General features: G+C 35.3%; 16 protein-coding genes and 1 riboswitch. All 16 genes read left to right on the top strand.

The window, feature by feature from the left end; all coding sequences use genetic code 11:
* Window positions 1–538: 538 nt before the first annotated feature.
* The 16 genes from PF272_RS05355 (at window position 539) to thiQ (ending at window position 16,323) form a co-directional block, all read left to right on the top strand.
* Complete coding sequence (locus PF272_RS05355) at window positions 539–2,179, top strand: ABC transporter substrate-binding protein (protein WP_413789428.1); 1,641 nt, start codon at window positions 539–541, stop codon at window positions 2,177–2,179.
* Window positions 2,180–2,252: 73 nt separating this feature from the next.
* Entirely contained in the window at window positions 2,253–3,173 is a 921-nt protein-coding gene (oppB, locus tag PF272_RS05350) for an oligopeptide ABC transporter permease OppB (protein WP_271141920.1), read from the top strand.
* A 15-nt stretch (window positions 3,174–3,188) separates the two neighbouring features.
* Window positions 3,189–4,100 (top strand): oligopeptide ABC transporter permease OppC, encoded by a 912-nt coding sequence (oppC, locus tag PF272_RS05345; RefSeq protein ID WP_271141919.1) that lies wholly within the window; start codon window positions 3,189–3,191, stop codon window positions 4,098–4,100.
* A gap of 10 nt (window positions 4,101–4,110) precedes the next feature.
* Window positions 4,111–5,109, top strand: coding sequence for an ABC transporter ATP-binding protein (gene oppD / locus PF272_RS05340; RefSeq protein WP_271141918.1), 999 nt, complete (start codon window positions 4,111–4,113; stop codon window positions 5,107–5,109).
* On the top strand, window positions 5,106–6,083 hold the full coding sequence (gene oppF, locus PF272_RS05335) for a murein tripeptide/oligopeptide ABC transporter ATP binding protein OppF (RefSeq protein ID WP_065235301.1): 978 nt from the start codon (window positions 5,106–5,108) through the stop codon (window positions 6,081–6,083). The genes oppD and oppF overlap by 4 nt, the downstream gene beginning before the upstream one ends.
* Window positions 6,084–6,227: 144 nt before the next feature.
* Window positions 6,228–8,030 (top strand): AMP-dependent synthetase/ligase, encoded by a 1,803-nt coding sequence (locus PF272_RS05330; protein ID WP_271141917.1) that lies wholly within the window; start codon window positions 6,228–6,230, stop codon window positions 8,028–8,030.
* Window positions 8,031–8,312: 282 nt separating this feature from the next.
* On the top strand, window positions 8,313–8,558 hold the full coding sequence (locus PF272_RS05325; RefSeq protein WP_271141916.1) for a hypothetical protein: 246 nt from the start codon (window positions 8,313–8,315) through the stop codon (window positions 8,556–8,558).
* A gap of 62 nt (window positions 8,559–8,620) precedes the next feature.
* Window positions 8,621–8,758, top strand: a complete 138-nt coding sequence (locus tag PF272_RS05320) for a hypothetical protein (protein WP_156541999.1) — start codon at window positions 8,621–8,623, stop codon at window positions 8,756–8,758.
* A 61-nt stretch (window positions 8,759–8,819) separates the two neighbouring features.
* The gene (locus tag PF272_RS05315) at window positions 8,820–9,392 is read left to right on the top strand and encodes a hypothetical protein (RefSeq protein ID WP_271141915.1); all 573 of its coding nucleotides are present in this window, start codon (window positions 8,820–8,822) and stop codon (window positions 9,390–9,392) included.
* A 40-nt stretch (window positions 9,393–9,432) separates the two neighbouring features.
* Window positions 9,433–9,915, top strand: a complete 483-nt coding sequence (locus PF272_RS05310) for a hypothetical protein (RefSeq protein WP_271141914.1) — start codon at window positions 9,433–9,435, stop codon at window positions 9,913–9,915.
* 474 nt (window positions 9,916–10,389) lie between these two features.
* On the top strand, window positions 10,390–11,694 hold the full coding sequence (gene brnQ / locus PF272_RS05305) for a branched-chain amino acid transport system II carrier protein (protein ID WP_271141913.1): 1,305 nt from the start codon (window positions 10,390–10,392) through the stop codon (window positions 11,692–11,694).
* 229 nt (window positions 11,695–11,923) lie between these two features.
* A complete protein-coding gene (locus tag PF272_RS05300; protein ID WP_271141912.1) occupies window positions 11,924–12,136 on the top strand; it encodes an AEC family transporter in 213 nt (70 codons plus the stop codon).
* 146 nt (window positions 12,137–12,282) lie between these two features.
* The gene (locus PF272_RS05295) at window positions 12,283–12,879 is read left to right on the top strand and encodes an AEC family transporter (RefSeq protein WP_271141911.1); all 597 of its coding nucleotides are present in this window, start codon (window positions 12,283–12,285) and stop codon (window positions 12,877–12,879) included.
* Window positions 12,880–12,919: 40 nt separating this feature from the next.
* Window positions 12,920–13,028, top strand: a riboswitch (TPP riboswitch).
* 49 nt (window positions 13,029–13,077) lie between these two features.
* A complete protein-coding gene (gene thiB, locus PF272_RS05290; protein WP_271141910.1) occupies window positions 13,078–14,073 on the top strand; it encodes a thiamine ABC transporter substrate binding subunit in 996 nt (331 codons plus the stop codon).
* Between the two features lie 8 nt (window positions 14,074–14,081).
* Window positions 14,082–15,668 (top strand): thiamine/thiamine pyrophosphate ABC transporter permease, encoded by a 1,587-nt coding sequence (gene thiP / locus PF272_RS05285; protein WP_271141909.1) that lies wholly within the window; start codon window positions 14,082–14,084, stop codon window positions 15,666–15,668.
* The gene (gene thiQ, locus PF272_RS05280; RefSeq protein ID WP_271141908.1) at window positions 15,661–16,323 is read left to right on the top strand and encodes a thiamine ABC transporter ATP-binding protein; all 663 of its coding nucleotides are present in this window, start codon (window positions 15,661–15,663) and stop codon (window positions 16,321–16,323) included. The genes thiP and thiQ overlap by 8 nt, the downstream gene beginning before the upstream one ends.
* Window positions 16,324–16,347 lie beyond the last annotated feature (24 nt).

Here is a 16,347-nt window from a genome sequence, read left to right as displayed (position 1 = left end):
AATAAAGGTAACTTTGATAGTGAATGTTTATAATTTTTTTACCATGATTTTGATACATTTAAAATACATTACATAATTTCCAACATACCTTCTATGTATCGAAAATTTATCAATTAAAAACAATGACATATATAAAGTTCTTATCTGAGATTTAGAAAAGTGATATAAACAGTATAAGATTATCTAGGAGAAGATATATTGATTAAAAAAATTATATGGAGATTAATTAAGAATTAGAATAGAGTTTTATTCGAGATTATGAGGTAAATAAGAATAATAGTATTCTACATTTTTATATTATAGCAAATAGCCAAACCCTACATTTCCATCTAGTAAAACTCCAAAATGTAGCGAGTTATGCATTTTTTTCTGGCCTAGTTCTAGAGAAACATCCTAAAAGTATCAAAAAATAGCTAATAAATGGCTAATAATATGAAAATCTCAAAAGTGTTATTTACAAACAGCCAGATTTACTTTATTAATTAGAACTAATTCTACATATCGGTAGAAGAAATCATTATTTTTTAAGGAGTGAAACATGCAAAAACCATTTAAGAAATCTTTGCTATTTGTAGCGATGAGCTTGGGTGTTGCAGCAACAGGTGCGATGGCGGCGAATGTGCCAGCAGGAACACAATTAGCAGACAAACAAGAATTAGTATGGAACATTAGTGCAAACCCAGCGACGTTAGATCCACAAAAAATGGAAGGGGATGTTGAAGGTAATTATGCACATCAATTATTTGAAACTTTAGTAACCTCAGATGAAAAAGGTCATATTCTTCCTGGTGTCGCAACTTCATGGGATCATAGTGAAGATTTTAAAACATGGACATTCCATCTTCGTCCAGAAGCAAAATGGTCAAATGGTGATCCTGTCGTAGCAGGCGATTTTGTGTATGCATGGCAACGTTTAGCTGATCCAAAAACAGCCTCTCCTTATTCAACTTTCTTAGATTTCCTTAAACTTAAAAATGCTGATCAAGTTATTACAGGTAAAGCGCCTGTGACTGATCTTGGCGTTGAAGCAAAAGATGACCACACTTTAGTTCTGCATTTAACAGAAACAGTACCTTATGTTGATAAATTAGTTGAACACTATGTGTTATCACCAGTCAATCCAAAAGTGGTAGAGAAATTTGGTGATAAATGGACCGCGCCAGAAAATATCGTTGGTAATGGGGCGTTTGTGTTGAAATCAATGGTGGTGAATGAAAAAGCGGTATTAGAGCGTAACCCACATTATTGGGACAATGCAAAAACAGTATTAACTAAAGTAACTTTATTACCAATTGAATCTTCTGCAACCGATATTGCACGTTACCGTGCTGGCGATGAAGATATGACAGGTAAAGAAATTCCAATTGAATTATTTGCGAAAGTTAAAAAAGAATTACCAGATGAGTTACATATTTCGCCATCACTTTGTACTTATTTATATGAAGTAAATACAGCGAAAGCGCCATTTGATAATGAAAAAGTTCGCCGAGCACTGTCATTAGCATTAGATCGTAATATCATTACCGATAAGATCTTACAACAAGGTCAAACACCTGCGTATATCTTTACTCCACCATTTATCAATGGTGCAGAGAAGATGAAAAATCCAGAATGGGCTAGCTGGGATCAAAAGAAACGTAACGAAGAAGCAATTAAATTGTTAAAAGAAGCTGGTTATGACAAGTCAAAACCACTCAATTTCAATTTGCTATATAACACTTCTGACAACCACAAGAAATTGGCGATTGCTGCACAATCTATCTGGAAGAAAAATTTACAAGGTATTGTGAATATTAATTTAGAGAATCAAGAGTGGAAAACTTACTTAGATTCTCGTCATCAAGGTAACTTCCAAATGGCAAGAGCAGGTTGGTGTGCGGACTATAATGAAGCAAGTACCTTCTTGAACTATTATTTATCTAATAGTGCGAACAATACTGCCTTCTATAAGAGTAAAGCATACGATGATTTAATTGCCTCTGCATTTAAAGCTCAAACAGATGTCGATCGTGCTGAAGTTTATGCAAAAGCAGAAGCACAACTAGAGAAAGATACAGCAATGGTACCTGTTTATCATTATGTACAACCTCGTTTAATTAAACCTTGGGTGAAAGGTTTTGCAGATGCACACCCAGGTCAAAATTACTACTTAAAAGACGTTTATATCATTAAACATTAATTCTTTCTGTTATAACCCAATCCATAAACTATTATGGGTTGGGTGTTTTTGCTAAATTTTATGGGATGTGTGTATGCTTAAATTAATTTTTCGCCGTATTTTAGAGGCGCTCCCAACACTATTTATTCTGATTACAGTTTCCTTCTTTATGATGCGCTTAGCACCGGGTAGTCCATTCTCGAGTGAAAAGAATTATCCGCCAGAAGTGATTGCGAATATTGAAGCAAAGTATCATTTAAATGAACCATTATTAGTCCAGTATGGTATCTATTTAAAAGATCTTGCACACGGCGATTTTGGCCCTTCATTTAAGTATAAAGATTATACGGTAAACCAACTTGTCGCAGACTCGTTTCCGGTTTCATTAAAACTCGGCTTTTCAGCGTTTTTATTGGCGCTATTTTTTGGTATTTCTGCTGGCGTCATTGCAGCTTTAAAACAAAATAAATGGTTAGATTATTTGATAATGACGTTTGCAATGACGGGTGTTGTAGTGCCGAGTTTTGTGGTGGCACCATTATTAGTCCTTATTTTTTCGATTATTCTCAAATGGTTACCATCAGGCGGTTGGAATAACGGACAATTTATCTATATGTTAATGCCGATGGTTGCCCTTTCTCTCTCTTATATTGCTAGCATTGCTCGGATTATGCGAAGTTCGATGATTGAAGTATTACATTCCAATTTTATTCGTACAGCAAAAGCGAAAGGTTTACCAATGCGTCGTATTGTATTGAAACACGCATTACGCCCAGCATTACTGCCTGTTATCTCTTATATGGGACCTGCTTTTGTAGGGATTATTACAGGATCAATGGTAATTGAAAGTATTTTTGTATTACCGGGGATTGGACAGTTATTTGTGAATGGTGCATTGAATCGTGATTACTCATTAGTATTAAGTTTAACCATTTTAGTGGGTACTTTAACTATCGTGTTTAATGCGATTGTTGATATTTTATATGCTGTGATTGATCCAAAAATTCGCTACTAAAGGATGAGGTAAAAGATGTTAAAACCAAAAGAAAATCAAGCCCTCATGCAAAAGTTGGGCGAACAATTAGAAACTGTTGATGGGCGTAGTTTATGGCAAGATGCTAGACGCCGTTTTTTCCGCAATAAAGCAGCAGTTGCCAGTTTAATCATTCTCTTTTTTATTGTGTTATTTGTAGTGTTTGCACCGATGCTAATGCCATTTAGCTATGATGACACTGATTGGGGAATGATGACCAATCCACCAGATTTTGAATCAATGCACTATTTTGGTACAGACTCTTCTGGGCGAGATCTGTTAGTTCGCTTAGCGATTGGCGGTCGTATTTCATTATTAGTTGGAATCGCTGGAGCATTAATTGCTGTTTTAGTAGGAACACTCTATGGCGCGACAGCAGGTTATATCGGCGGGAAAACCGATGCAGTATTAATGCGCATCTTAGAGATTCTTTATTCATTCCCATTTATGTTCTTTGTGATTTTATTAGTTACGTTCTTTGGGCAAAATATTCTATTAATCTTTGTCGCCATTGGAATGGTGTCTTGGTTAGATATGGCACGGATTGTACGTGGGCAAACATTAAGCCTAAAACGCAAAGAATTTATTGAAGCCGCGATCGTGTGTGGGGTTTCTTCTCGTCAAATTGTTTGGCGTCATATTGTGCCGAATGTATTAGGTATTGTGGTGGTCTATGCTTCATTATTAGTGCCAGGAATGATTTTATTTGAATCTTTCTTAAGTTTCTTAGGACTAGGTACACAAGAGCCACTAAGTAGTTGGGGAGCATTATTAAATGATGGTTCAAAATCAATGGAAGCCGCACCTTGGCTATTAATTTTCCCAGCAATTTTTTTAGTCATCACACTATTCTGTTTTAATTTTATTGGTGATGGTTTGCGTGATGCACTTGATCCAAAAGATCGATAAGGTGAGAAAAATGAAAAACGAAAAACAACCTCTCCTTGATGTTCAAGATTTACGAGTCACTTTTAAGACACCTGATGGCGAAGTGACTGCAGTAAATAATTTAACCTTTACCTTAAATGCCGGTGAAACGCTTGGTATTGTAGGGGAATCTGGTTCAGGTAAATCACAAACTGCTTTTGCGCTAATGGGATTATTAGCGGATAACGGTAGAACGTCAGGTTCAGCTCGTTTTAATGGTGAAGAAATTTTAGGTTTACCAGAAGCCCAACTTAACCGCTTACGTGCAGAACAAATTGCCATGATTTTCCAAGATCCAATGACTTCACTTAATCCTTATATGAAGATTGGTGAGCAATTAATGGAAGTATTGATTCTGCATAAAGGCTATGATCGCAAACAAGCATTTGAGGAATCCATCAAGATGTTAGATGCGGTAAAAATGCCAGAAGCGCGTAAAAGAATGGATATGTATCCACATGAATTTTCTGGCGGTATGCGTCAGCGGGTAATGATTGCGATGGCGTTGTTATGTCGTCCAAAGCTGTTAATTGCAGATGAGCCAACGACTGCGTTAGATGTGACAGTGCAGGCACAAATCATGGCATTATTAAATGATCTTAAGCGTGAATTTAATACGGCAATCATTATGATTACCCATGATTTAGGTGTAGTAGCGGGAAGCTGTGATCAAGTATTAGTGATGTACGCTGGGCGTACGATGGAATATGGTTCAGCAAAAGAAATTTTCTATCAACCAACACATCCTTATTCAGTTGGCTTAATTAATGCTGTGCCACGTTTAGATACTGAAGAAGATCAATTAATTACTATTCCGGGAAATCCGCCGAATCTATTGCATCTTCCTACTGGATGCCCATTTCAACCACGTTGTAAGTTTGCGACAGAACAATGTCTGGAAGCACCGGCATTAAGCCGTTTTGCAGATAATCGCTTACGTGCGTGCTTTATCAGTGCTGAGGAAATGATTCTAAGAGGAAGAGCAGAATGAAAAAATTATTATTAGAAGTTGATGATCTTAGCGTACATTTCCAAGTACAAGGAAATGAAGGTTTATTCTTTAAGAAAAAGCAGACCTTAAAAGCGGTAAATCACGTTTCTTTTAAATTATATGAAGGTGAAACGTTAGGCGTAGTAGGTGAATCAGGTTGTGGTAAATCAACGTTAGCGCGTGCCATTATTGGATTAGTAAAATCTGCAGGTGGTAATATTCTTTGGTTAGGTAAGAATTTAAGTAGTCAATCTGATAAAGAGTGGCATAGTACGCGCAAAGATATCCAGATGATTTTCCAAGATCCGTTGGCATCATTAAATCCACGTATGACGATTGGTAACATTATCGCCGAACCATTGAAAATTTATTTCCCTGAATTATCTGCTGAGGAAGTAAAAGAGCGTGTACAAGCAATGATGTTAAAAGTTGGATTGCTACCAAACTTGATCAACCGTTATCCTCACGAATTTTCAGGCGGACAATGTCAACGTATTGGGATTGCTCGTGCTTTAATTGTTGAGCCAAAATTAATTATTTGCGATGAGCCAGTTTCTGCTTTAGATGTTTCTATTCAGGCTCAGGTAGTAAACCTATTAAAATCTTTGCAAAAGGAGATGGGGGTATCGCTGATCTTTATTGCTCATGATTTAGCCGTGGTAAAACATATTTCTGATCGTGTATTAGTTATGTATTTAGGTAATGCAGTGGAATTAGGAACTTACGATAAGGTGTATCATGAAACGAAACATCCTTACACGAAAGCATTGATGTCAGCAGTGCCAATTCCTGATCCCGATTTAGAAAAAGGCAAAACGATTCAGTTATTAGAAGGTGATTTACCTTCACCAATTAATCCGCCTTCAGGTTGTGTATTCCGTACCCGCTGTTTATTAGCAGATACGGAATGTACCTTAGAAAAACCTCGTCTGACAGGAGAAGCGCAACATCTTGTTGCTTGTTTTAAGGTATAAATGTGAGCTAAATCACAAATTAGATCGCCCATTGATAATTCAATGGGCGATTGTGTTTCTAGGCAGTAAAAGCACTGGATTTTTTATATAAGAATGGTATATTTGCGCACAGATGTTATCTGAAATTAAGGAAACGCATTCACAATGCAACACCATTCTCAACAACTCGTCCATTTTGTCGATGTTATTCACCAACAAAGTGAAAAATTATCTCAACAAACAGCATTACGCTATTTTGATGAACACCACCAACTCCATGATATTTCTTGGCAAAACTTTCGCCAACAGAGCGAACAGTTGTCATTAGCTTTATTATCACTTGGTTTACAAGTACAAGATAAAGTAGGGATTTTTGCCCAAAATATGCCGCAATGGACTATTGCTGATTTTGCAATTTTACAGATGCGTGGTGTGACAGTGCCGATTTTTGCAACAAATAACGAATATCAAACAGAATATATTGTGAATCACTCTGATATGAAGGTGTTATTTGTTGGTAATCAAAAAGAGTATGACGTGGCGTTATCTATTGTGCCTCGTTGTCCGCAATTAGTAAAAATAGTGGCAATGCAGCCATTAGATTTACGTGACGCTGAGATTGGTATAGATTGGCAAACTTTCTTACAATCGGCGACAACGGAATCTCAACCAGAATTAACGCAACGTTTGCAAACTAAAACAATGGATGATCTGTTTACCTTGATTTATACCTCAGGGACAACAGGCGAGCCAAAAGGGGTAATGTTGGATTATCATAATCTTGCCCATCAACTGGCTACTCATAAGCAAACGTTAATGAATATTGACAGCAAAGATGTTTCTTTATCGTTCTTACCGTTATCACATATCTTTGAACGTGCTTGGGTGGCTTACGTGCTGTCGCAAGGTGCGGTAAATGTTTATTTATCGGATCCACAACAAATTAAGCAGGCGTTAGAGGCAGTTAAACCAACCTTGATGTGTGTTGTACCACGTTTCTATGAAAAAATTTATGCGGCTGTACATGATAAAGTGAAACAAGCGCCTTGGTTACGCCGTCAAATTTTTTATAGTGCATTGCGGATTGGTAAACTTGCATTACGTTATCGCCAAAAACAACAACCATTACCTGTTTGGTTACAACCATTACATAATGTTGCAGAACGTTTAGTGTTTCATAAATTACGTAACTTACTTGGTGGTCGTATTAGAATGATGCCATGCGGTGGAGCAAAACTAGAACCACAAATTGGGCGTTTTTTCCATCTAATTGGGGTCAATATTAAGTTAGGTTATGGTATGACAGAAACCACAGCAACAGTATCTTGTTGGCCTGATTTTGGCTTTGATTCTAACTCGATTGGAAAAGTGATGATTGGCACTACCGTGAAAATTGGTGAGGAAAATGAAATTCTCGTCAAAGGTGGCGGTGTGATGAAAGGGTATTATAAAAATCCAGAAGAAACTGCGAAAAGTTTTACTGCGGATGGTTTCTTGAAAACAGGCGATGCTGGTTATCTTGATGAGCAAGGTAATTTATTTATGACTGATCGTATTAAAGAGTTGATGAAAACTTCAACTGGAAAATATATTGCACCGCAATTAGTAGAAGGTAAGTTCTTGCAAGATAAATTAATTGAGCAGATTGCGGTGATTGCTGATGCAAGAAAATATGTCTCTGCGTTAGTCGTGCCTTGTTTTGATACGCTTGAAGAGTATGCGAAAAAATTAAATATCCAGTATCAAAATCGTTTAGATTTGATTAAACATACAGCAATTATTGAGATGTTTGAAAAGCGGATCAATGAGTTGCAAAAAGAATTGCAAGGGTTTGAGAAAATTAAAAAGTTTACTTTATTACCTCAAGCGTTCTCTACTGAGCTAGGTGAAATTACACCAACGTTAAAACTACGCCGTAAGGTGATTTTAGAACGTTATCGCCATTTGATTGAAAAAATGTATCAGTAGAAATCACTACTCCAACAAATAAAAACAGCTTAACTAGGTTTTAGTTAAGCTGTTTTTTTGTCCCCTCTTTATCTGTCTTATCATTCATCATTTTACTGCGTATTTTTGTGATTTTATGTATTGATTACGCTTAGACATTGATTTTGGTTATTATCGTTTAGTATAGTTAATAATTAAGTCTGTATCCCCTGTATAAGATAAAAAATTTAAGTAGATAAAGGAGATAGTAAGCATTATATAGCGGTACCACGTTCATATTTTTAACTGGATTAATGCGTATATATGGAAGAAGAAATAAATACCTCTACCTCAGAATATTTAGGCTTTAAAGTAATAAAATATTTATTACTAGCTTTCATTATCTTTTTACTCGGGTTGTGTAGTCATATTGTTTATGATGTATCGAGATCTGCATTGCCCGAAAAGGTATTTCCGGTTCCACTTAAAGCTGATGGTGCTACTTATGAATTTGAATATATTCCCCCAAATGCTAGTTTAAGAAGACAAACTCTATTTCTATATAGATAATAATGACTATTACTCATGGAGAGAGAAATTAAACTTAGGAGATGAAGATTTTAGTGTAGGGTATGTTTTTACTATTCAAAGAAGAAAAATATAAGATTGTATTTAAAGATTTATCTACTGATCCAGAAATCAAACATTTAAGAATCTATTTAGGTTTAGATGGTGCTGGTGTGGATAGCGTCTATAAAGTTAAGACATAAACTTGCATTATTAAAAAAGAGAATTTGAATAAAATATAAACTACTTGATTATGGAATTTGTATGATTGTCTCTGAATTGAATAAAAAAACTAGAAAATTTACAGGTAAATGGTTTATTTTAACCATTTTATTAGGAGGAGCTTGGGCTTTGATATTTAAATTTCTTTTTTTAGATGGAAATTTATCTAAAGAAGTTTTAGTGGAAATACAACGCTATAGTTTGATAATTATGAGTGTGTTGTTTTCTTTGTTTTATTTTATTTTTATCTGGAAGAAGTGTGGTTTCTTAGATTTTTTTGTTAAAAGAATTCATTATGATAATAAGGTAAAGTATTTTTTTATATTTGTGTCTTTAGCAGTATTTTTATCTATCCTTTCATACTCTGTAATCTATGATATAGAAGAGTTATATAATACTGTGAAAGAAGGAGTAACAAGATCAGAAAGATTGAGTAATTTAACATTTTCTTTGACTTTTCCTGGTATATGGTATTTTACACATCTAAATTTACTTTTTACATGGCTTATTGCTGATTCATTAATTTTGGCTATGTTAATAGTTAGATACTTTTTTGATAAAAAGTATCGAGAAAGATATAAAATATTATTAGATAATATTGTTAAAGAAAACTAAAGTTTGAATAGAATATAAACTACTTGATCAGGTGATTTGTATGCTATTATCTAAAATGAATAAAGAAAATAGACGACTTTCTAATAAGTTTCTTTTGTTAACAGTTTTATTAGGGGGAATCTGGTCAGTAATTTTTAATCTAATTTTTGTGAATAGGGAAATTAGTAAAGATGTTCTAATTGAAATTTATCGTTATAGTTTAATTACTATAGATACATTTTTTCTTTTTTTATATCTTTTTATTGTTTGGAAAAAATTTGGTCTTTTTACTTATTTTGTAAAAAGAGTTAATTATAACAGTAAAATAAAATTTTTTTTATTTTCGTTATTTGGCTTTTTATTATTATCTATTATTTTCTTTGGTTTAGCATTATACAATTTGGATGAGATTTTTTATAATGTAGAAAATAGTGAAGGAATAACAAGAAGAGAGGTGATGAATAAAGCAATATTTTCTTTTAGTCTGTTTGGAGTATGGTATTTATCTTCTATGACTTTATTTTTTTACATATCTTCTTTCTGACGCAGCAATTATATTTTGTTTAATAGTGAGATATTTTTTCGATAAAAATTATAGAGAAAGATATAAGTACGAACTTAATAAACTTGAACAAGAGATTGGTGACATAAATCAGAGAGAGCTTTAAATTATAAAAATATCTAAACAGAATATTCAGAAGATAGCAATCACGAAAAGGTTTCTCAAGATCCTGATTATGTAAGAAGAGAATGTTATCTATCTTATCTGTGGTTTGAACAACTTTTTACAAAAAAGAGGTTTTTGCCTAATCTTTGAACAAATCTAAATTGTTAGTAATAAGGCTAGCGTAGAATAAAAAATGAAAGGGATCTAATAATCACTAAAAATAACGAGAAATATTAGATTTCATCTAATTTAATCGGGAAAAAACGTAAAAAGTAGCATTTTTTTCTTCTAATTAGCTCTTAATCTAGATAAACTTTCCGCCCTTAAAAATATTACAGTGTAGGAAAAATAATGTTATCAAGAAAAGACATTTTGATTTTAGGCATGATGATTTTTTCACTGTTTCTTGGAGCGGGAAATATTATCTTTCCACCAATGGAAGGATATCATGCGGGTACAAATTGGTTATGGGCTGCGTTAGGTTTTATTCTTACTGGTGTATTTATGCCATTTATCACTTTGATTGTGGTAACTGTACGTGGTCGAGGGGAAGCTTTATCAACTGACTTACCACCTTGGGTAGGGGTAACGTTCTGGTCGATTTTATATCTAATTATTGGTTCAACGTTTGCTATGCCGCGTGTAACTAACGTGGCATATGAAATGGCGTGGTTGCCATTGAATATTTATAGCGGTGAATATTCACATATTATCTTTGCTGTAATTTTCAATTTAATTGGTATGGGATTTATGTTGAAGCGTAGCTCAATGATCTCAACCATTGGAAAATTTATGGCACCAATTTTACTGGTGTTATTAATCATTGTTGGAATTGGGGTAATTTATAATCCAATTTCTGCTATTGTCGCCCCATCAAGTAATTATGCGGAAGGTTCTGCATTAGTAACTGGTATGATTGGCGGTTATCAAACAATGGATGTGTTATCTGCAATGGCATTTGGCGGAATTGTTGCTCGTGCTTTTGCTGTCAACAAGGTGACCGAGGGTAAAACGATTGTTCGTTATACTTTAGCAGCTGGGGCAACATCTGTGATCTTATTAAGTGGATTGTATCTTTGCTTGTTCTATTTAGGGGCAACAGGTGATATGGTTGCAGTCACTTCAACTAATGGTGGGCAAATCTTCTCTCGTTATATCAATGCGTTGTTTGGTGCGCCGGGATTATGGATTATGAGTGGTATTGTGATGTTAGCGAATTTAACCACATTAGTCGGTGTAACCAGTGCGTGTGCGGATTATTTTTCACGTTTCTATCACCGCTTAAATTACCCGTTCTTTGTGATTTTATTTACTATTGCAACCATTATTATTTCAGAAACTGGATTAGATACCTTATTAAGAGTCACAATTCCAGCATTATTACTGATCTATCCAGTTGCTATTATGTTGGTAGTATTACAGTTGTTACGTAAGAAATTGCCAGTAATCAGCTGGAGTTATAACGCGACTATCGCTTTAACTACGCTGTTTAGTTTATGTGATAGCTTAAAAAATATGGGAATTTTACCAGAAAGTGTTGAAACGATTTTAAAACGCTTCCCATTCTATCAAGAAGGCTTAACTTGGTTGATTCCTGTGTTAGTGATGTTAATCCTGACAATTATTGTTGGGAAATTAAGCGGTAAAAAAGCGTAATGATAATAAAGACGACCTAAAGTAATTTAGGTTGTGAGTGATTTAAGATAATAATTATTTAACTAATCGTTATTTTCCAATTCAAGCTGCATTTCGATAGTGATAACATAAGTAACTATCTAAGTTAAGAGATGCAGCTTTTATCTTCTTTCTATCTATCTCTTTTCTTTTTTTTTAAAATTTTTCTAGCATATTAATTTTAACAATGTATTAACAAGGAAATATCATAATGGATGGCTTCCTTAGTTCTATTTCATTCTCGGTTAGTGTTACCTTACCCAATATCTTGATGTTATTTTTGGGGATCTATTTACGCCGTATCGGTATGATTAATGATCAATTTTGCCAACAAGGTTCAAAGTTGGTTTTTAATATTACTTTGCCAGCATTATTGTTTTTAAGTATTGTGCAACACCCAACAGATTATGGCGCTCAATTATAAATTATTGTGGCAGGGTATGTTGGCTGTTTAATTACGTTTCTTTTAGCAGAGTTGTTTGCGGCTCGTTATGTGGCGGATATACGAGAAAGAGGGACTTTTGTTCAAGGTGTTTTCCGAGGTAACACAGGGATTATTGGTCTATCATTATGTGCGAATGCCTATGGTACAGAGGGAATTGCTTCCGCTTCGGTTTATACTGCATTGATTACATCCTCTATAATATTTTAGCTGTAATTACCTTAAGCCGTTCACTTTCAACAACAGGCAAACCAAGTGTATTACATATTGCGAAACAAATTGCGAAGAATCCATTAATTTTGTCTATCGTTGTGGCATTAATTATCAGCAAGTTTGGCTTTTCAATTCCAAACTCATTAATGAGTACAGGCGATTATTTATCGCGAATGACGCTACCTCTAGCGTTACTTTGTACTGGCGCTAGCTTAGATTTTAAAGGCTTAGATCCCTCATCAAAATTAGCTTTTCAGTCCAGTATCGGACGTATTTTAATTGCGCCTTTTATTCTGGTGATTGTCGCTCGTCTATTTGGGCTAACAGGTATTGGTTTAGGTGTAATCTTCTTAATGTCAGCAACGCCAGTTGCAGCAGCAAGTTATCCAATGGTACGCAGTATGGGCGGTAATGCGAAAACAGCGGCGAATATTATTGGGATTACAACATTGGGTTCTATTGTTAGTTCAGCGATTGGTATTGTGATTCTTAAACAATTAAATTGGATGTAATTTTTATTGTGTAATCCATACTGATCTCGTATAGTAATGCCCGTTCTCAACGGGGTGCACCATTAAGCATAATAATTATGGAGCTGAGATAATACCCGTCGAACCTGAACTGATTAGTCGCAGCGGAGGGATTTGAGAAGCATCAAGCTATTCAAAATCCTGTTCATTGCAGTTATGTTATGGAATAGGAAACCAATTATGTTAAAAAAAGTTATCTTTGCCAGTGCTTTAACTGTAAGCACTGTTTCATTTGCCGCACCAACTACCTTAAATGTTTATACCTACGATTCTTTCTCTTCTGAATGGGGACCAGGTCCAAAGTTAGAACAACTTTTTGAAAAACAATGCCAATGTGATCTGAAATTTGTTGCTTTTGATAGTAGTGTCACTATGTTTAATCGCTTACGTTTAGAAGGGAAGAACAGTAAAGCGGATATTGCATTAGGTCTAGACCAAAGTTTATTAGAAGCGGCAGAACAATCTAAATTATTTGCAGCGACTTCAGTAGATACGTCTAGTTTAAAACTCCCGATGCAGTGGACAAGTAATACCTATATTCCGTATGACTTTGGTAGCTATGCTTTTATTTATGACAAAACAAAATTAACAACACCACCAACAACGTTAAAAGAGTTAGTCGAAAGAAAAGATTTACGGGTGATTTATCAAGATCCACGTACCAGTTCCGTAGGGCGTGGCTTATTGCTTTGGATGAATCAAGTGTATCCACAAGATCAAGTCGCTCAAGCTTGGCAGCAACTTGCTCAGCATACTGTAACTGTGGGGAAAGGTTGGAGTGATACATACGGCGCTTTCTTAAAAGGGGAAGGAGATTTGGTATTGAGTTATCGTACTTCACCTTTATACCATCTATTAAATGAACAAAATGATCATTATGCTGCAACAGTATTTAGTGAAGGAAACATCTTACAAATTGAAGTGGCGGCCAAATTAAAAGCAAGTAAACAGGCGAAATTGGCGGATCAATTCCTACAATTCTTAATTAGTCCGGAAGCACAAAAAATTATTAGCCAAAGTAATGTGATGTTTGCAGTAACTGATTCGCCGATTGAGTCTCATTATGATCAATTACGCCAACAACTATTATCTGAAAAAACGATTGATACTTCGAAAATAACACACCAACAAACGAAAGCTTGGCTAGAGACTTGGCAAAATGCTTTATCTAAATAATGAAGTTCGTGCGTTGGCTTAGGCAATCTTCCTACCTATTATCGGGATTTAGTGTTTTATGTGTGCTTGCTGCCATTTATGGCGGCAGCCTTTGGCAATTATTGCAACAAAATGCTTTATCTCAATGGGTAGGTTTATTGACCAATGAATATTTACACCAAGTCATCTATTTTAGTTTTTATCAGGCAGGGTTATCTGCATTTTTATCGGTTATTTTAGGATTACTTGTTGCTAGAGCCTTATTTTACTTGGAGTTTTCTGGCAAAAATATTCTACTAAAAATCTTTTCACTCACTTATGTGTTACCTGCATTAGTAGCAGTATTTGGCATTTTAGGAATTTATGGGTTTAATGGTTGGATTAACCAAGTTTTACGCCTGTTTCAATTACAATTACCTGATATTTATGGCTTAACAGGAATTCTATTAGCTCATTTATTTTTTAATATTCCGTTAAGTGCTAAGGTATTACATCAACGTTTACAACAACTTTCTCCTGCCCAATTTAAACTGGCCGCACAATTAAATCTACGTGGCTGGCATTTTTTCCGTTGGGTAGAGTTACCTTTTTTACGCCCAATCTGTTTCAGTTTATTTGGCTTAATCTTTTTGCTCTGTTTTACCAGTTTTACAATCGTGTTAACGCTAGGTGGTGGACCAAAATATACCACCTTAGAAGTGGCGATTTATCAAGCAATTACCTTTGATTTTGAGATTGAAACTGCGGCGTTATTAGCTATTTTGCAGTTTGTATTCTGTTTTTTGTTATTTACGATTAATAGCCGTTTTGCTCGTTATCAACAGATGGGGAATGTCAGTGAACAACAATGGCGAGTGCCGTTATCTCGCTGGCAGCGCCTGTGGCATGGATTAGTGCTACTGATAGCGGCGTTATTTATTGTTAGTCCATTATTAGAAACCTTGATAGCTGGATTAAACGCTCGTCAATTCTGGCAGCAATTACTGCAAGCTGAATTATGGCAAGCGATCATGTTTTCGCTGTTATTAGCTCCTACTGCGGCGACATTTTGTATTATGTTAGCAGTGGCTTTATTACTAACGACTCGGCAGCTTTATTGGCGAGGGCAACAAACAACTAGCCAACTCTTATTAAACATAGGCACGATTATTCTGGCGATACCAACATTAGTGTTAGCAACGGGATTATTTTTATTGTTAGGGCAAATTGATGCCAATATTGTGGTGTTATTTTTATTAGTGGCATTATGTAATGCATTTGTGGCGATGCCTTTTGCTTTACAGCTATTAACGCCAGCGTTTTATCATAATATGACCAACTATCACCGCCTTTGTTTATCACTGAATCTTCGCGGTTGGCAACGTTGGCGAATTGTCGAAAAAGCAACTTTGTTAAAACCTTTACGCGCTGCGTTTGCATTAGCTGCAGCGATTTCTTTGGGAGATTTTACGGCTATTGCGTTATTTGGTAGTGATAGCTTTACCTCTTTGCCATTATTACTGTATCGGCAGTTAGGGCATTATCAAAGTGATGGTGCGGCTGTGACGGCAATGGTGCTGTTATTGTTTTATTTCTTTATTTTCTTATTTACGGAACAGAATAAACAAAATGATTAAGCTGAAACAGGTGCAATATGCATATCCACCGATGACAATGATGTTTGATTTAACGCTGCAAGCAGGGGAGAAAGCGGCGGTTATTGGTGCGAGCGGTGCAGGAAAATCTACCTTATTGAACCTTATTGCGGGTTTTGAACAAGTGAATCAAGGTGAAATTTGGTTACAGGGTGAAAATCATACTTATAGCGAACCACATCAACGCCCTGTATCTATGCTGTTTCAAGATCATAATTTGTTCAATCATCTGACCGTAGCAGAGAATATTGCATTAGGGTTAAAAACGAGTTTGTCGTTAAACATTGCCGAACAGCAACAGGTTAAGCGAGCGGCACAGCAAGTTGGATTACAAACTTATTTAGATCGTTTACCAGAAACATTATCTGGTGGACAAAAGCAGCGTGTTGCATTAGCTCGGACTTTATTACGTAACCGACCGATTTTATTATTAGATGAACCATTTTCTGCACTAGACCCAGAATTACGCCAAGAGATGTTGGTATTAGTAGAACGAATCTGTAATGAGAAAAATCTTTGTTTACTCTTGGTAACTCACCAATTAAGTGAAGTTATTCATATTATGGATCGGGTAATTCGGATTGATAATGGTACGATCTCTGAAAATTATTTGGTAGATCGGGAAAACAGTCGCTAGAATATGGCACTTTGTTAGCAGAGT

The sequence above is a fragment of the Gallibacterium faecale genome, assembly GCF_027920745.1.
Classification (GTDB): Bacteria; Pseudomonadota; Gammaproteobacteria; order Enterobacterales; family Pasteurellaceae; genus Gallibacterium; species Gallibacterium faecale.
This window is presented reverse-complemented; position numbering and strand designations above follow the sequence as displayed.